A 16,538-nucleotide genomic window follows, 5' to 3' on the forward strand; every position below is an offset into this window, starting at 1 on the left:
GACAATAGGTTTAAGAAATTTTATTTAGAACCGATACTTTTTGTGGGATAATCATGACATAAAAATAGTAAGAATCGTGCGATTCAATATTAACTACATCTTTTCGAAAAGCATCTTGCGTCTTTCAAAAAAACACTTGAGGATATAAATATAGGCTTTTCGGAAGAATCATATGATTGGTGTGTTGACTATGAGCAAAGAACGGGACAATATTTTGGTTGAAAATACTTTAAAAGGCAACATCAGTTCCTTTGAAGAATTGATGGGGTTGTATCAGGGAAAGCTGTTCAATTTTCTTTTAAAAATGACGGCTTCAAGAGAGGACGCAGAGGAAATCACCCAGGAAGTGTTTATAAAGGTATACAACAACCTATATAAATACAACAATAAATGGAGCTTTTCCACCTGGATTTACCGGATAGCCATAAATACTCTAAGAAGCCAGTACAGAAAAGTAAAAAATGTAAAGAGTGTTGACTATTACACAAACGTATCGGAACTGCCCGCAAACTTTAGTGATTATCCTGAGTTGGCCTATGAAATGAAGGAGCGGCAAAGAGAGATAATCAGACTTATTGACGAACTTAAAGAAGACCAGAAAACAGCATTGCTTCTACGTTGTATGCAGGATTTTTCCTTCAAAGAAATCGGCGATATATTAGGAATCTCACCCGAAGCTGCAAAAATGAAAATACAAAGGGCAAAGCAGACTATTTGCAAAAAGTACGAAAAACTCGAGAAGGAGGGTAGATAAAAATGAAATGCAATTTTAGTTTTGAAGACATAATCAAATATTCCGAAAATCATCTGTCGGATGAAGAGAAAAAGAGAATTAAAGAACATCTGGATGTATGTGAAAAATGTCGAAAGCGCTATGGAGTATTGAAATCCACAGAGGCTTATGCAAAAGACAGTTCTATTGCAAGCGAGAATATCAGTAAAAATGTGATGGAGGCGATTGATATAAACAGATACAGCAAAAACAAAAAATTTTGGTTGGGTAGGGCATTTTACAAGGCCATGCCTGTTATTAAGCCAATTCTGGCAACTGCGGCAGTATTGGTTGTTGTAACGGTGGGTGTAACAAGTTTCGGAAGTCTCAGAAGATTAATTAATAATTCCGGTAGCGTGGAACCTAATCCAACCGGGTCGGTTATTGATTCTCAAAATACCAATCCGGCTGCGTTACCCGAAAGTACGGACTCAATAGTTCAAAATCCCATAGAAAAAAGGATAATTACGCTTTACTATTCAAATTCCAATGCAGACAAAGTTGTTGCCGAGAAGAGGGAAGTTGAAATAAGCAAAGACACCCAAATAGAAAGATTGGTTTTTGAAGAATTGCAAAAGGGCCCAAAAGGCGAAGGTTTATTTGCAACAATACCCAAGGGAACAAGACTTTTATCGGTATCCACCAAAAACGGCATCTGCACACTTAATCTTTCCAAAGAGTTTGTTGATAACCATTCCGGCGGAACAGCAGGAGAAGCAATGACTTTATACTCGATAATCAATACAATGACCGAGCTTCCCGGTATTGACAAAGTACAGTTTCTTATTGAAGGCCAAAAGCAAGAGGCATATATACATGCTGTATTTAATGAGCCTTTCAAAAGAAATGATAAAATTATTGAAAAGAGCGAAAGCGAGATAAAAGCTGAAGTTGAAGCCAGGTCCCAAGAAGCTGTCAAAGCCATTAAGGAAAAGGACATGGAAAAGTTGGCCCAAATGGTGCATCCTGAAAAAGGCGTATTGTTCTCCCCCTATTCTCACGTTGAATTGCACAAGCATAAAGTATTTACAGCAGAGCAATTAAAGGATCTGCTTAAGTCGGAAGAAGTGTATACTTGGGGAGAATACGACGGATCCGGTGATCCGATTGAATTAACCTTTGCACAGTATTACGAAAGATTCATATACGATCATGATTTTGCAAACGTAGATAAAGTGGCATACAATGAAATACAGCGGTACGGAAATACTATTGTCAATATTTTGGACGTTTATCCTGAAGGCAAATTCATAGAGTACTACTTCCCCGGGACCGAACCGCCCGAACCTTATGATAGTTTGGATTGGGCATGCCTGAGGTTGGCTTTTGAAGAGTATAACGGCCAGTGGTATCTTGTATGTATCGCCCACGGTCAATGGACTATATAAAATATTTGATTTTAAATATACCGTCCCTTGGTATTAGCCAAGAACGGTATACTTTTTTGCTATAAAAAAAGCAGAGAACCGTCCCCTATTTTAAACGTTGTCAAAATAATTCTAATAAAGTTTTATGTATTTATGAGTCATAGTGTAGTAAAATAAGTTTATAGTGCCGGGGTTATTAATTGAAATGATTATAACAATAATGGAAGAGAACTAAACCATACGCGGAGGAGAAAAAATGAAAAAGAGTAAATTAAAAATTGAGATAATAATAATCACATTATTGTTAATGCTAAGTGGATGTAAAAAAAATCAAGATGTATATAATCCTAGTGGCTCGACTGCTTCACCGTCACTGACTTCGAATATTACAGTTACTCCAACTATTACACCTATAGCAGAACCATCTCTGTCAACAGCGGAGCTTTCCATGGAAGCCTATGAAAAGTTTTTGAAGAATGAAATGAAGGTATCTTTTGACCGTTTTATGACAAAAGACTATCCGGAGGATGCTTTATACAAAGCAGGAAGGGAATATACACTTTCGGAATTACTTCACGAAGTTACTACGCACTATTTTGAAAACTCTACAAATAAAAAAATTAAATATATAGATTACAGCTATATTGATTTCGGTAAGGACGGAGTGAACGAATTGGCTCTTCGCCTAAATGGTATGGACATTTATGCCAAGGATGATGATAGTACTCTTGTTTATATTATAAAATATATCGATGGGAAACTATCTGTTTGCTATTATTATGAGACTTGGGCAAGAAGTGAGTCCACAATAAATCAATATGGATATTATAAATCCAGTGGAAGTGGTGGAGCCAGCAATCATATTGCGAAATATGGTGTAATTGACAAGGATGGCAATTGGCAGTTTATTGCATCTATTGAAAGTGAATCTGATATAAATAAGCTTGAATGGTTGGACGGGCTCAATCAGATTCCTAAAGTGGCAGAGGCAAAGGGGATATCCGGTAATATTGAGTTGATTACCGTATGCTTTAATGAAAATGCGGATAATTCGAGTGAGGTTGGCAATAAGGAGTGTTTTTACACATTTAATGTATATGATGATGATTGGAAACCAATAGAGGATGAGAACCTTTATACGAATAGCATATATAAAGAAATTTTCGATGAGGCAAAGGTACCATTTATTACGCCGGATCAAGTTTCAAATATGATTAAAGAAAAAGAGGAAAAGTTGGGAGTAACGGCCGAAATTAAAGAAGGGGCAAAATTGACCTGGAAGGTTCTTAGTGGAAGTATGTTTAATGATTATGTAGGAAGATGAACTTCCCGTGTTGTCGTGGATTAGGGTATCCCAGCAAAAATCTAAAACCCGTTGTACAACATAAAATGAATGTTGAAGGTAGAATACATTTCAACAAATGGTAATGAAACAGTTAACAGGGGACGGTTTAGCATCCCCTGTCTTATTATACCTTGTTTAATTACTGAAGCGGATTCTATCAATCAGTGATTCTTTCTTCATTGATTTTCCAATCAGCAGCGTCAAAATGAATTGGACAATTATAAGCACAAGTATAACGGTAATGGCAGCTTCTTTAGGGTAATGGTAATTACTGATACTGAAAATCCCTTTTTCCTTCACCCAAAGAAAAACCGGGAAACCGGCTAGACTACCTCCACCAACTGCAACAATTAATGTTCCAAAAGTATAAAACAAACCTTCAAGCTGAAGCATTTTATAAAGCTGTACATCGGACATTCCCACTGCCTTAAGCATTCCGATTTCTTTTTTTCTTACATGCACGCTATAAATCATTGTATTAATCATATTCATGATACAGATTGCACCCAGTATACCAAGAAAAGCATAACAAACACCACTTGTCATGGCCATATTTGATTTGTACTGTTCGTACACATCCTTCCAGGCTCTCATCTCTATTCCCCCGGCCTTTTCAATGACTGCCATAAGCTTTGATTCCACCCCTTCATTATATTTCTCGTCGGCAAATATATGGTAATAAAAGTTCAGATTATTATTGCTAAATGTTTCAATGCCTTCTTGAGCCATAATTAAGAAGCAATAATTTGTAAAGCTTCTAGGATAATCTCCAATTGCCGCGATTTCCAAATGTCTTCTGTGAGTTCCGTTTCCATCCTCAACAACCACATCTAAAATATCACCAATTCTCAGTTCAGGATACCAACGGAGCAATTTCTTATCAATAATGACTTTGTCACCCGATGTTAAATCATCATAGGTTATATTGCCTTCAACAATCCCGCTTTCTATTTGCTCCTTTCCGCTCTTCGGGATACCTATAACCCATTCTCTTTCACCGCCAAATGTTTCCGATGACACATATGTACTCTTATAGCATTCCACTTTAGAAATTCCGTCAATTTGTAAAATTTGCTCTTTTAATTGGTCACTCAACGGATTATTCTTTTGCACTTCGCTCCATTCAAGCTCCGGATGTTCCTTATTATTAAACTCCACCACAGGTGAAATCTCGTATTCGCCCAAAATAGAGTTGTTTGCTCCTTCTGTAGGATTGGCACAGGACAGTATAGTGGCAACCACCATAAAAAATACCCCGGTAATGGCCATAGAGCAAATTGTAATACTGCTTTTTCTTTTGTTTCCGGTAAGATATATTTTTGCAAGTCTTCCCACCGTAATATCCCGATAACCTTTTCTTTCTTTTTTTCCGTTCTTAAGATATTGTCCTTCTCGATAACGGATGGCTTCAATTTCGGATACCTTTGACGCCACTCTCATCGGACGAAGTAAAGACAAATAGACTGTTACTAAAGCAACACCGATAGCAAGCAAATATATCCAAAGATGATAAAGCTGTACTTTACCGCCGGAAATAAGTTCTTTCATCGTAGCCAGCCTCTGATTCTCATCTTGGTATAGTTCAAACATACCTAAAAATACATACTTGGTCAAAACAGTACCTGCCAGTAGTCCTGAAGGTATTGCAATTCCCGCCACCGTCAAACCTTCCAAAAGAACGATTTTCCGAAGCTGCGTTTGAGTAGCTCCTATTGCTTTAATCTTACCGAACTCCTGCACACGCTCTCCCATAGAAACATAATAGATGCTGTAAATTGTAATTACACCGGCTGCTACAATAATCAACATAATTATAATAATCCCCGGAACATAGGTCAGATCCACATAATTTGCCATCAGAAAATCCTTATTAATTAACACAGACTGTTCGGAAATACCGAACTGTTCGGCAAGCTTGTTTACTCTTGACTCTATTTCTCTCGTAGTTGCAGTATCTTCCGTAGCTACTTGGAATAAGAAACGGTAAGATATCTGAGCTGGAGGAATCTCATTTTTCAAAAAAGATTTTGATATAAAGGCAGAGTATTTCTTTTGTTGTGTATTCGTATCTGTGTCGGCAATAAATCCGCAAATTACAAAATCCTTTTCCTCAATGAAGTCCAAGCCTCCATCTCTATAAACCTGATAGGGTATCTTGACGGTATCTCCAATTTGACCGGACTTGGAAAGCTCCTCTAAAATTCCTTTAGACACAACAATTTCATTTTCCGCCTCAGGAAGCCGGCCTTCTATAAGTTTCATATGATACATATCAAAGCCTTCGGCATCTAAGTATATCATAGAAATATCGGCATCCCCGGCTGCTATATAACCCGCATCACCGCGAAGCCCCCAACGTGCAACCGAATGATGCACAGCCAACTTTTCAGCCTTTTCTTCTGCCACATTCCTAAATAGGGCATGCCAGTTGGGATACATTTCATTGATAACGGCAAACTGACTCTCAATCATGTCATATCCGACAGTCGGAACAAGAAAAAGCAGCAATGTAGTAAGGAAAACAGCAATTCCTGTAAGTATATTTTTGCTTTTATTGTATTTGGCATTTGCCAAAGCAATCCTTGTTACCATTCTCATGGTCTTCTCACCACCCTGCCATCTTCAATCACAACGATTACATCTGCCATTTGAGCAATGGTTTCATCATGGGTTATCATAACCAGGGTTTGATTATATTCCTTCACACAATTTCTAAGTAAATTTAAAACTTCCAATTCTGTTTTAGAGTCCAAGTTACCCGTTGGTTCATCTGCAAGAATGATTGCAGGGGAAGTGGCTAGAGCTCTTGCTATGGCAACTCTCTGCTTTTGGCCTCCGGATAGAGTATTTGGCATTGCTTCCTTTTTGTCTGCCAAGCCGATACGTTCCAGAATGTCATCTATCTCCCGGCTATTGACTTTTTTCCCATCCAGGCCAATAGGCAGCACTACATTTTCCCAAACATTCAAAGAGGGAATAAGATTATAGTCCTGGAAGACAAATCCTATCTTCTTTCGCCTAAAAGCCGCCAATTGGTTGTCCTTCAATTTGAAAATGTCTTTACCGTCAATCAGGACTTTGCCGGAATTGGGGCGATCCAGTCCTCCCATTATGTGAAGAAGCGTTGATTTACCCGAACCGGAGCGCCCAACAATGGCGGTAAATCTTCCCCTCTCAATTTTTAGGTCGGTATGATCCACTGCCTTAACCACATTATCTCCGGAATTATAATATTTTACCAAGTCGCAAACTTCCACAATCACACCCATGTGCATTCTCCTTACTTTACATATTCCGATGTTTCCATCTGAATATATCCTACACTTTCAACATTACAAAACCCTTACAACAACCATAACAATTTTGTAAGGGTTTTTTGCGATATTTGATATTTATAAAGGGAGCATAATTTTAAAAACCGATCCCCCTTCGGATTTTCTTTTGGCAACAATAGTTCCACCCTGCTGCTCAATAATGCTTCGTGCCAAATAGAGACCTACACCTGCGCCTTCTTTTACCATCTTTTTTGCCTTACTTCCCCTGTAGAACCGTTTGAATATCTCGTGTAATTCCTCTTCCAGGATACCTATTCCTTCATCTTCAACCTCAAGCAATACACTGCTTGGTAAATAACTCACTCTGATATTAATCGCGGTCATCGGCTCAGAATATTTTACGGCATTCTCCAAAACATTCACAATGGCTTCCACTGTCCATTTTCTATCGTGGGAGATTTCCACATCGCCTTCCATATCCACGCAGATTTCAATATTTTTCTCATGGGCCTTCATAAACACCTGGCTGACAGCTTCACTTAAAGTCTGTTTCAGACTGTTCTTTTCCTTCTTTATTTGAATCATATTATTTTCAAGACGTGAAAGCTTAACCAGTTCATCCAATAAAACTTCCATTTTCCGGATTTCTTGAGTTTCTGTCATCAGAAAGTCTTTTTGCTCTTCTTCCGACAACTCCGAAGATTTAGCAAGCTCGTGACACATACGAATGGATGCAAGGGGTGTCTTTAGTTGGTGAGAGATATCTGTAATCAATTTTTTTGTATTGTTTTCTTCCTCCGCAAGGCGTAATTTCAAATCCGAAAAATAGTATCCCAGTTCACAAAGTTTCCCATATACGCTTTCCAATTTGCTTGAATTACTGCCTTCCTTAAGAGCTGGAAGGATCTCAAAATTACCTTTATGAAATCTAATTAGCTGCTCATATATTAAGTCAAGTTCTCTATCAAATTCTGCTATAGCATTTCTTTTTTCCCGTTTTCCCGTCAAAGCAAGACCTGCACTCAAAAAGAGTATCATAAAAATCACAGCTGCCATAGCAATCAACTTTACCCTATCAACACGGTTTTGATAATATGAAAAATTGTCTTGTAACTCACTCTCAATCCCAGGGTAAATAACTATCAATTCCTGCATTTGATTTTCTCGGATTTTGTTCTCATACCTAATACTGCAAAAGCAAAATACCATAACCGCCGCAACAGCTGCAAAGGTCCAAAGGATATATCCTATTTTCTGCTTACCTTTCCTGTCCATAAATATCCCAATCCTCTTACATTTGCAATGTTTTCCGTACCGAGCTTGCTCTTCAGCCTGCTTATGTTCACCGTCACAGTATTATCGTCAACAAATTGCCCGTCAAATCCCCATACCTTATCCAATATATTTTCCTTGGACAAAATACATCCGGCGTTTTCAAGAAGATATATCAGAAGCTGTAGCTCGGTTTTGCTTAAATGAACCAAATCGCCGGCCTTTTTAACCGACATTTCCTTCACCGATACTTCAATATCCCCCGACAAAAGCACTCCTTCCTCCTTCTCATTTATCCTTCGCATAAAGGCATTCACCTTAGAGGTGAGAATATTTACAGAAAAAGGCTTTGTAATATAATCGTCGGCGCCGGTATCATAGCCGTTTACAATATCAATTTCCTGATCCATTGCGGTAAGATAAATCAAAATCACATTACTTCTTTCTCTCACTGATTTACCGAAATCCAACCCACTCCCGTCCGGTAGTGTAATATCACAAATAACAAGATCAATGGGCTCACTTTCAAAAATTAACTTTGCTTCATGGATAGTGTATGCAGACAAGACCTGATATCCTTCTTTACTCAGCTTCAGGCTAATTCCTCTATTCAAATTTTCATCATCTTCCAATAACAAAATTCTCTTCATTTTTGCTATCAACCCACATTAATTAATTTACCTTTCTACTTGCAAAAAAGGAAAAATTGAAGAAATCGGGCAGCTTGCCAGTCGTGACATAAGTAAGATAATTTATTATACCACACTCTACCAAGGAATTCTCTACTTCTTTGTAAAATATAAAAAAAGAGAGCCGTACTCTGTTTTACTGTATAATTTATTCTAACTTGGAAGTAATTTTATATCAAATACCAAATCAGAAGCATTTATTAAAAAACATCGCACTAGCATCATGAGAAATTCCAAGCTTGCTTTCTTGCAATAATCTATTATATATAAAGTTTAAATAATTATTATAGAGAATTAGGGCTTGAAGATAGTCGAATTGCTAAATTCATAAAACACGAAAAAACTATTATCTAAATTTCTTTTTCGCTCATTCGACTAACATTCATCATGATTAACCCTACACAAACCATATGCATTAAAAACCAGAGCAATTCCCAAAATAAATCTTTCCTCTACTTTTCCCGTTGCAGCTGCTCTATTTTCCACTGGCATCTCCATACTATACGAAGCAATGCCAAAACAATAATACCTATCAATATTGAAAAAAAGCCAAAAACAAAGCTCTTTGTCTGTACTGCCGCAATAATTTCCACCAATAAGCATATAGCCTCAAATATCGTTGCTCCCAGAAAGAAGTCCTTTATCCTAGTGTACTGATTTATCTTGGAGTCAATATCCGTATACATCTCAAAAGGACCATCCTCAGCTTTTCTTCTAAGGTAAACCCATCTATACCACTGTGAAACCACTTCCACGCCGCTGTCCTCCATAAATGCAGCAAAATCTTCTTTGGCTCCGTTCCAACTGTCAAGCAAATCAATTTGATAGATATATTCACCCGGTTCGCACGGAACAAAAGTATATACACCAAGGAAAAAATTCTTTAAGGCCCATCCTTCCGATGACATCTTTTGAAGCCAATCCTGCTCTATATCTTTATCATAGTACAATCTAAATTTCTTCATGCCAATCCCTCCATTAATTTTGCATCTTGGATAAGCTCTTTCAAGCGCTTTACCTCTTTAAAAAATGCTTCCTTGCCTTGTTCTGTAATGAGATATTCCTTCTTCTTTCTGGATGTTTTGTCCTCGCTGTACAACGCTATCCATTTTTTATCCAGCAATAAATTTATAGCACCGTATAATGTCCCGGGACCAAGTATCACTCTACCACCGGTAATCTCGCCGACCTCCTGAATAATCCCATATCCATGATTGGGCTTTCTCACAGCCAAAAGTATATAAAATATTGATTCAGTCAATGGTGAATTGCTGTCCAAATATATCACCTCCCAATCTATCGTCTCCCGATATATTAAATATATCATCTCCCGATATATTTGTCAATACAAAAATGGAAATAAAATTCTCTTTGTATTACACAAGCCATTTTGCTATAATTGAGTTTAATACAAGTTTAGAGTAAGGGTGACGCACAGATGAAAAACAAAAGAAATTTACTAATTATTTCCATGGTTATACTTGCAGTCATTATCGGTATAACTATTTATTTTGAAAAAGACAGCTCTCAATATGTGGCTTATGCCGACTTTTACAATTATGTGAAGGCAGGCAAAGTAGCTTCCGCAGAAATAGGGCAGGATGAAGTTAGATTTTATTTGAATGGGGATCAAACAGAATACCGCACCGACAATCCGGAATTGGATTCTTTTAAAGAATTTTTGCTTCTTAACGGTGTTAAAGTTACTTCGGAAAAAAGCGCCGATGAACTTTTAGTTACAGTTACCGATGCGATTTTTAACATTATTTTTTTCGGGATTATAATATTCGGTCTATATAAATTCATTGATTTTAGGAAAAAGACATTTAAAGTTATCCGAGACAACAAAACGAAATTTTCGGATGTCGCAGGCATGGAAGATTTAAAAAGAGAAATGCTTCAAGCGGTTGACATCTTAAAGCATCCAAAAGAGTATGCAGCCAAAGGAATTCGCCCGATAAACGGTGTTTTGCTGGAAGGCAATCCCGGAAACGGAAAGACGTTGTTTGCAAGGGCATTGGCAGGCGAAGCCAAGGTAAATTTCATTGCCACCAAGGCAACGGATTTTCAAAGTGCGATTATGTCAATAGGACCTGCCAAAGTTAAAGCCCTGTTTAGAAAAGCCCGCGCCAACAAGCCTTGTATCATATTTATAGATGAGTTTGACGGAATAGGTGAAAAGCGTAATTATTCCGGAACGGGAATTGACAAAGAAAACAATAGAATTATTGCTGCAATGCTAAACGAGATGGACGGCTTTACCCGTGAAGAGGGTGTTATGGTTATCGCAGCAACCAACAACTATAAAGCTCTTGATGAGGCATTGGTGCGTGCAGGAAGGTTCGATAAAAAATATACTGTTCCCAATCCCGATTATAAAACCAGAATTGAGCTTATAAAAATATATACAAGAAACAAAAAACTGTCGGAAAGTATATCAGTTGAACAGTTGGCTTCAAAATTTGATGGCTTAAGCTGTTCCCAGATAGAAACAATACTTAATGAAGCTGCAGTGGTCGCCACCGGTGAGGGGCTGGGAGAAATAACCGAAAGCGCCTTGGTTGAAGCAATAAAAAGGATATGCTATGTTGCATCAGCCAAAGAAGCAAAAAAAAGATAATATTATTACTTGGCCGAGTGCCGGCAAGTGGGGACAAAAATCCCCCTTATTTTTTATCAACTTGCCAAAATACTATTCTCTCAAACGGATTCGTCTTGGTATAAAATTTATGTAAAAAATGACAATTCAATCATTATAAACCCACCCAAAAGATATAACTCCCGCTGCGTCCTGTGCGTTCTCCAAAGCGGCATTTTCTGCGCCATCCATTGTATAATTATTCAAAGTATGATATTATTATATCAAATTGGGGAATTAGCATTATAATATTTTCAATATAAAAAGTAAAATTATTATGTTTAAGTGGTTTGCATTTCTTGTTAAAATAGTAACAGCTTTATGTTGACAAAATCCCGGAGATACGATAATTTATAACAATAAATGCATAAATCAAATAAAATAATTTATAAAAATTAATGTAAGGAGAATGTTTGTATGAAGAAAGGTTTTATTTTTAGTGTTGCAATGCTGATGCTTTGCAGTTTTATACTTGCAGGCTGTAATTCCAACAGCCCAAGCTCGGGCTCCAAGCGTGCTAAAGTTATTGAGATACCATTAACCCAAGAAGAATATGCTTTTGGTGTAGATAAAAGCCAACCGGAGCTGCTTGAAAAAGTAAATGAATTTATTTCGCAAATCAAGGCAGATGGAACCCTCGAAAAAATAAGCGATAAATATTTTCGTGACGGAGAACCTCAGGCTGTCGAATCCGCAGTGGAAGACAGCAGCAAAGACCAACTTGTGGTTGCAACAAATGCAGCATTTGAGCCCTTTGAATATATGGTAGGCGATAAGTATTACGGTATTGATATCGAAATTGCAGCACTTCTTGCAGAATACCTCGGAAAAGAGCTTGTAATTAAAAACATGGATTTTGATGCCGTTTGTCTCTCCGTAGGTCAGGGAAAAGCCGACATCGCCATGTCCGGTCTTACAGTAAAAGAAGACAGAAAAGAGTATGTTACATTCACGGATACGTATCATAACGCTTCCCAAATGCTTATCGTCAGGGAAGACGACACCACCTTTGACAACTGTAAAACCGCTGCTGATGTGGAAGCAATTCTTTCGGGATTGAGCAGTGATTCAAAGATAGGTGTTCAGCTAGGTACAACCGGACAATTCTACGTTGAAGGCGATGAGGACTGGGGATTTGAAGGTTATGATGTTAAATGCATAGGCTATAAATCAGGCTCTCTTGCAGTTCAGGATATGCTAAACGGCAACATCGACTTTGTGGTTATTGATGAGGCTCCTGCTCAAAGTATTGTAAGGGCAATTAATGAGCTTAACTGATAACAGCTGTACAATTCTCTTAAAGATATTTTTAGATATTTAATTTTGAATTAATATAAGGGATTAATTATGGGGAATTTTGATAAAAAATTAATTAAGTTTTGGGAAATCTTTTATTATAACAACGGCTACACAAAAGTCCTTGTAGGACTTAAAAATACAGTTTATATCGCAGTTTTGGGACTAATAATTGGAATCATTATCGGTACATTAATTGCTGCTGTTAAAGTGATGCCCAAATATAAAGTATTACCCAAAATATTAAATGTCATATGCGATTTCTATGTTGGACTATTCAGAGGGACTCCGGTTGTCGTGCAGCTCTTGGTGGCCTACTATGTAGTTTTGCCTCTTTTAGGCATAAATTTGTCCGCACTTAGCGTGTGTATACTGGTATTTGGTCTTAACAGCGGTGCTTATGTTTCTGAAATAATGAGAAGCGGTATTATGTCTGTAGACCATGGTCAGATGGAGGCAGGCCGGGCCTTGGGACTTAGCTATCGCGTAGCAATGCTCAAAATAGTTATCCCTCAGGCTGTCAAAAACATACTCCCTACTTTGGGAAATGAATTTATAGCCTTGATTAAGGAAACTTCTGTTGTAAGTTTTGTCGGTGCTTCCGACCTCTATGTTGCATTTAATTATATTGGTACAAACAATTATGAATTTATGGTACCATACCTTGTTATGGCGCTTATTTATATAGTACTGGTTATAATAATTGCATCTCTCATAAAAGTAATGGAAAGGAGCCTCAGAAAGAGTGATAGACGTAATTAACCTAAAAAAAAGCTACGGTAACCTTCAAGTTTTAAAAGGTATCACAGTTAGCATCAAAGAAGGTGAAAAGGTTGCCATCATAGGTCCGTCCGGAAGCGGAAAAAGCACCTTTCTGCGCTGCCTCAATTGTATGGAAGACCCCACAAGCGGCTCCATCATATTCGAAGGCGTTGACATTGCTGACATGAGAGTTGATATTAACCTTTACCGCCGTCATATGGGTATGGTTTTTCAACAGTTCAACCTGTTTAACAATAAGACTGTTATTGAAAATATAATGCTTGCACCGGTATATTTGCAAACGCATGACCTTAAAGTAAAGAAGTTTAAAAATTTCTTTATAAGGCTTAAGAATATTTTTAGTAAAGAAAAAAAGCCTCTATATGAAATCAATACTACTCGTGAAAAGATAAAAGCAGATGCAAGAGAAAATGCCATGCGTCTTTTAAAAAGAATTGGACTTGAAGACAAGGCTAATGTCTACCCTTCAACCCTTTCCGGTGGACAGAAGCAAAGAATAGCAATAATCCGTGCCCTTGCAATGAATCCAAAAGTCATTTTGTTTGATGAGCCCACTTCAGCTCTTGATCCTGAGATGGTGGGAGAAGTTCTTGACCTTATCAAGCAGCTTGCAGACGAAGGAATGACAATGGTTATAGTAACTCATGAAATGGGATTTGCAAGGGAAGTAGCTACCAGAGTTTTATTTATGGATGAGGGAAAAATCTTAGAGGAAAATACTCCCGAAGAGATTTTTTCAAACCCTCAGCATCCTAGGACGAAGGAATTCTTGTCGAAAGTATTATAAACGTAAAGCAACCGGTATGACAGCGTTTCAACTGTTCATACCGGTTTTATTTATGAAAAGATACTTTGTTTTTGAGCATATGATTAATGCCGTCAAATACACCGGATGCTATAATCTCCGATATAGTGCATTATTTCATAAAAAATACTTGATAAAGGTACCTGGACATCTGCAAGTCCTGCCTCGTACACCACTTTGGGCATGCCATATACAATGCAGGATTCTTCTGCCTCAACGATTATTTTACCGTTATATTTTTTCACCGTCTCACACCCAACAAGTCCGTCGTTTCCCATTCCTGTAAGGATAACCGACAGCAACCTCTCTTTATAAATAGGTGCTGCCGAATCCAAAGTTACATTAATTGACGGTTTGTAAACCGTTTCGACGGGCAGACAGTCTTCTATTCTCAACGTTGTCGAACCGTCTGTCTTCTTATCCAACAAGGTTTGGTAGCCTGCCGGAGCTATGTAGATATTTCCGGCTTCAAGAATATCTCCGTCTTCAGCTTCTTTAACCCGTAAATTGCAGATAGTGTCAAAACGTTCGGCCAGCGGCTTGGTAAACCCCGGAGGCATATGCTGCAGAACAACAATGGGAACATGAGTATCCTTGGGAAAGCGCGGGAGGATGGACTGCAACGCAGAAGGTCCTCCCGTAGAACACCCTATTATCAGCAGGTCAGCCAACCCGGACTTGGCTTCAATCGGACTTTCCGGCTTATTCAGGATGTTTTCAATAATCTCGGACAGATTTTCTGACACTGCTTTCTGGCCCTGTTCTTTATTTTCATATTTTTTTGCCTTCCGGGCGATAGCTTTCAGCTTGTCTAGAAATTCCTCTATTATTTCCGGTTTTACATTCTCTTCCAAAAGTGCACTCTTTAAATAAAAATCTGCAGCTCCCAACTCCAAAGCCTGAAAAGCTGTTTCAGGGTCCTTATCGGTCCGGTTGCTCAACATTACTATAGGAACAGGACAGGTCTTCATAATCTCCTTTAAGGCAGTCATTCCGTCCATTTCAGGCATCTCTATATCCATTGTCACCACGTCAGGTTTAAGCCTCTGCACTTTTTCCACCGCTTCAATACCGTTCCTTGCAATTCCTATAATAAACAGCTGCGGATCTTTCTCTATCATCGAACTGACACATCTTCGCATAAAAGAGGAGTCATCCACCACTAATACTCCATACTGTTGCATGGATATTTTTCTCCTTTCCGATAATAAAATGTCGAGGGAGCATATATCGTTTCAAACCCGGTATTCATTCCCGTTATAGTCTCTGCATGGCCTAAAAGCAAGTATCCGCCGCCTCTTAACACTTTATATAAAGAATTAATAACTTTTTTTATTGCTTTCGTATCAAAATAAATCAGTACATTTCTGCAAAAAACTATATCTACTTCTCCAACCTGTTCCGGTATGTTCTTATCCAAAAGATTCAAACAGCGAAAATCAATCATGGACCTTATTGAATCCTTGACCTTGTACTCGTCTCCAAAAGAAATAAAATGCTTGTCCAGTATTTCTTTCGGCATTGTACGAAAGGAAAAGGATTTCTTGTTATATAATCCCCTTCTCGCCTTTTCCAAAACCTTTCTGTCAATATCCGAAGCAATAATCTCAACTGCACCGGCTTCAAACAGTCCGGTCTCTTCACATAATATTGCCAATGTATACGGTTCCTCACCGGTAGAGCAAGCCGAACTCCATATACGCAAAGGATTATCGGGTGTACGGTCCTTATATTGGGGAAGTATGACCCTTCGAAATTCTTCCAAAAGGCTTTCCTCACGAAAGAAATAGGTCTCATTTACTGTGATGAGATCAACAAGCGTGTCCCATTCTTTCGGTTCAACCCTTAAATATCCTCCGTATTCCCAGCAGGATAGTCCCAGCTCCTTAAGCCTCTCCGATATTTTACTCTCAAGAGAGGAAAGATTCTTAAAAAAGTCAATGCCGCAATATTCATATATGAGCTCTGCCAATTGGACCAGACCAAATGTATCCATACAGATTGTTACAGCCCCTCCCTAATACAATCTGTGGAGAGGCACAATGCCTCTCCAAATAATTGTGCGGACCTTTCGCTATCATCAAACTTTGCTTAATGTGGATTTTAAGCGCTATTTAGCCAATTCCTGCAGTGTTTCTATAATTTCTTCGGAGTATCCCGACAACTCTTTGGTTACTGCACAAGTGCGCTCAACATCCTTGACATTAAGACTAATAACTCGGTCTATTTCAGCCGTAAATCTCGCCAGCTGTTCTACCTCGTTCGCCTGAACTTTGGTTGCGTCGGCCACTTCATT

16 protein-coding genes are annotated in these 16,538 nt (G+C 38.2%); 7 read left to right on the plus strand and 9 right to left on the minus strand.

Annotation, left to right across the window (positions count from 1 at the left end):
- The first annotated feature begins 172 nt into the window (after positions 1-172).
- The 3 genes from PLH43_RS09220 to PLH43_RS09230 all read left to right on the plus strand — a co-directional run bounded on the left by PLH43_RS09220 (position 173) and on the right by PLH43_RS09230 (position 3,463).
- A complete protein-coding gene (locus PLH43_RS09220) occupies positions 173-754 on the plus strand; it encodes an RNA polymerase sigma factor (RefSeq protein ID WP_324362345.1) in 582 nt (193 codons plus the stop codon).
- Positions 755-756: 2 nt separating this feature from the next.
- Positions 757-2,160 carry a GerMN domain-containing protein gene (locus PLH43_RS09225; protein WP_324362347.1) on the plus strand — a complete coding sequence of 468 codons (1,404 nt, stop codon included), beginning with the start codon at positions 757-759 and terminating at the stop codon, positions 2,158-2,160.
- Positions 2,161-2,395: 235 nt separating this feature from the next.
- Positions 2,396-3,463, plus strand: a complete 1,068-nt coding sequence (locus PLH43_RS09230; RefSeq protein ID WP_324362349.1) for a hypothetical protein — start codon at positions 2,396-2,398, stop codon at positions 3,461-3,463.
- A gap of 156 nt (positions 3,464-3,619) precedes the next feature.
- Here the strand turns inward: PLH43_RS09230 and PLH43_RS09235 are convergent, their stop codons facing one another.
- The 6 genes from PLH43_RS09235 to PLH43_RS09260 all read right to left on the minus strand — a co-directional run bounded on the left by PLH43_RS09235 (position 3,620) and on the right by PLH43_RS09260 (position 9,999).
- Complete coding sequence (locus PLH43_RS09235) at positions 3,620-6,082, minus strand: FtsX-like permease family protein (protein ID WP_324362350.1); 2,463 nt, start codon at positions 6,080-6,082, stop codon at positions 3,620-3,622.
- On the minus strand, positions 6,079-6,753 hold the full coding sequence (locus PLH43_RS09240) for an ABC transporter ATP-binding protein (RefSeq protein WP_324362353.1): 675 nt from the start codon (positions 6,751-6,753) through the stop codon (positions 6,079-6,081). Before PLH43_RS09240 ends, PLH43_RS09235 begins: the two co-directional genes overlap by 4 nt.
- A gap of 123 nt (positions 6,754-6,876) precedes the next feature.
- The gene (locus tag PLH43_RS09245) at positions 6,877-8,034 is read right to left on the minus strand and encodes a HAMP domain-containing sensor histidine kinase (protein ID WP_324362355.1); all 1,158 of its coding nucleotides are present in this window, start codon (positions 8,032-8,034) and stop codon (positions 6,877-6,879) included.
- Positions 8,007-8,681, minus strand: a complete 675-nt coding sequence (locus tag PLH43_RS09250; protein ID WP_324362357.1) for a response regulator transcription factor — start codon at positions 8,679-8,681, stop codon at positions 8,007-8,009. The genes PLH43_RS09245 and PLH43_RS09250 overlap by 28 nt, the downstream gene beginning before the upstream one ends.
- Positions 8,682-9,172: 491 nt before the next feature.
- Positions 9,173-9,685, minus strand: coding sequence for a DUF2812 domain-containing protein (locus PLH43_RS09255; RefSeq protein WP_324362359.1), 513 nt, complete (start codon positions 9,683-9,685; stop codon positions 9,173-9,175).
- Positions 9,682-9,999, minus strand: a complete 318-nt coding sequence (locus tag PLH43_RS09260) for a helix-turn-helix transcriptional regulator (protein ID WP_324362361.1) — start codon at positions 9,997-9,999, stop codon at positions 9,682-9,684. Before PLH43_RS09260 ends, PLH43_RS09255 begins: the two co-directional genes overlap by 4 nt.
- 159 nt (positions 10,000-10,158) lie before the next feature.
- Between PLH43_RS09260 and PLH43_RS09265 the strand changes: the two genes are divergently transcribed.
- The 4 genes from PLH43_RS09265 to PLH43_RS09280 all read left to right on the plus strand — a co-directional run bounded on the left by PLH43_RS09265 (position 10,159) and on the right by PLH43_RS09280 (position 14,224).
- Positions 10,159-11,340, plus strand: a complete 1,182-nt coding sequence (locus PLH43_RS09265) for an ATP-dependent metallopeptidase FtsH/Yme1/Tma family protein (protein ID WP_324362363.1) — start codon at positions 10,159-10,161, stop codon at positions 11,338-11,340.
- Positions 11,341-11,775: 435 nt separating this feature from the next.
- Positions 11,776-12,636: a transporter substrate-binding domain-containing protein gene (locus PLH43_RS09270; RefSeq protein ID WP_324362365.1), complete on the plus strand. Its 861-nt coding sequence runs from the start codon at positions 11,776-11,778 to the stop codon at positions 12,634-12,636.
- A 69-nt stretch (positions 12,637-12,705) separates the two neighbouring features.
- Positions 12,706-13,416: an amino acid ABC transporter permease gene (locus PLH43_RS09275; protein ID WP_324362367.1), complete on the plus strand. Its 711-nt coding sequence runs from the start codon at positions 12,706-12,708 to the stop codon at positions 13,414-13,416.
- Positions 13,400-14,224 (plus strand): amino acid ABC transporter ATP-binding protein, encoded by an 825-nt coding sequence (locus PLH43_RS09280; RefSeq protein WP_324362370.1) that lies wholly within the window; start codon positions 13,400-13,402, stop codon positions 14,222-14,224. Before PLH43_RS09275 ends, PLH43_RS09280 begins: the two co-directional genes overlap by 17 nt.
- 92 nt (positions 14,225-14,316) lie before the next feature.
- Here PLH43_RS09280 and PLH43_RS09285 read toward each other — a convergent pair whose 3' ends face one another.
- From PLH43_RS09285 to PLH43_RS09295, 3 genes are all read right to left on the minus strand, one after another.
- Positions 14,317-15,426 carry a chemotaxis response regulator protein-glutamate methylesterase gene (locus PLH43_RS09285; RefSeq protein WP_324362372.1) on the minus strand — a complete coding sequence of 370 codons (1,110 nt, stop codon included), beginning with the start codon at positions 15,424-15,426 and terminating at the stop codon, positions 14,317-14,319.
- On the minus strand, positions 15,405-16,238 hold the full coding sequence (locus tag PLH43_RS09290) for a protein-glutamate O-methyltransferase CheR (RefSeq protein WP_324362374.1): 834 nt from the start codon (positions 16,236-16,238) through the stop codon (positions 15,405-15,407). Before PLH43_RS09290 ends, PLH43_RS09285 begins: the two co-directional genes overlap by 22 nt.
- A gap of 114 nt (positions 16,239-16,352) precedes the next feature.
- A partial coding sequence (locus PLH43_RS09295; RefSeq protein WP_324362376.1) for a hypothetical protein occupies positions 16,353-16,538 on the minus strand: 186 nt, incomplete at its 5' end.

This window comes from Acetivibrio sp. (assembly GCF_035371925.1).
In the GTDB taxonomy this organism is placed as follows: domain Bacteria; phylum Bacillota; class Clostridia; order Acetivibrionales; family Acetivibrionaceae; genus Hungateiclostridium.

Coding starts and splice junctions, on each gene's coding strand:
- PLH43_RS09265 (WP_324362363.1), top strand. CDS start 10,159: ATGAAAAACAAAAGAAATTTACTAATTATTTCCATGGTTATACTTGCA.
- PLH43_RS09250 (WP_324362357.1), bottom strand. CDS start 8,681: ATGAAGAGAATTTTGTTATTGGAAGATGATGAAAATTTGAATAGAGGA.
- PLH43_RS09275 (WP_324362367.1), top strand. CDS start 12,706: ATGGGGAATTTTGATAAAAAATTAATTAAGTTTTGGGAAATCTTTTAT.
- PLH43_RS09270 (WP_324362365.1), top strand. CDS start 11,776: ATGAAGAAAGGTTTTATTTTTAGTGTTGCAATGCTGATGCTTTGCAGT.
- PLH43_RS09290 (WP_324362374.1), bottom strand. CDS start 16,238: ATGGATACATTTGGTCTGGTCCAATTGGCAGAGCTCATATATGAATAT.
- PLH43_RS09225 (WP_324362347.1), top strand. CDS start 757: ATGAAATGCAATTTTAGTTTTGAAGACATAATCAAATATTCCGAAAAT.
- PLH43_RS09245 (WP_324362355.1), bottom strand. CDS start 8,034: ATGGACAGGAAAGGTAAGCAGAAAATAGGATATATCCTTTGGACCTTT.
- PLH43_RS09220 (WP_324362345.1), top strand. CDS start 173: ATGATTGGTGTGTTGACTATGAGCAAAGAACGGGACAATATTTTGGTT.
- PLH43_RS09235 (WP_324362350.1), bottom strand. CDS start 6,082: ATGAGAATGGTAACAAGGATTGCTTTGGCAAATGCCAAATACAATAAA.
- PLH43_RS09285 (WP_324362372.1), bottom strand. CDS start 15,426: ATGCAACAGTATGGAGTATTAGTGGTGGATGACTCCTCTTTTATGCGA.
- PLH43_RS09240 (WP_324362353.1), bottom strand. CDS start 6,753: ATGGGTGTGATTGTGGAAGTTTGCGACTTGGTAAAATATTATAATTCC.
- PLH43_RS09255 (WP_324362359.1), bottom strand. CDS start 9,685: ATGAAGAAATTTAGATTGTACTATGATAAAGATATAGAGCAGGATTGG.
- PLH43_RS09230 (WP_324362349.1), top strand. CDS start 2,396: ATGAAAAAGAGTAAATTAAAAATTGAGATAATAATAATCACATTATTG.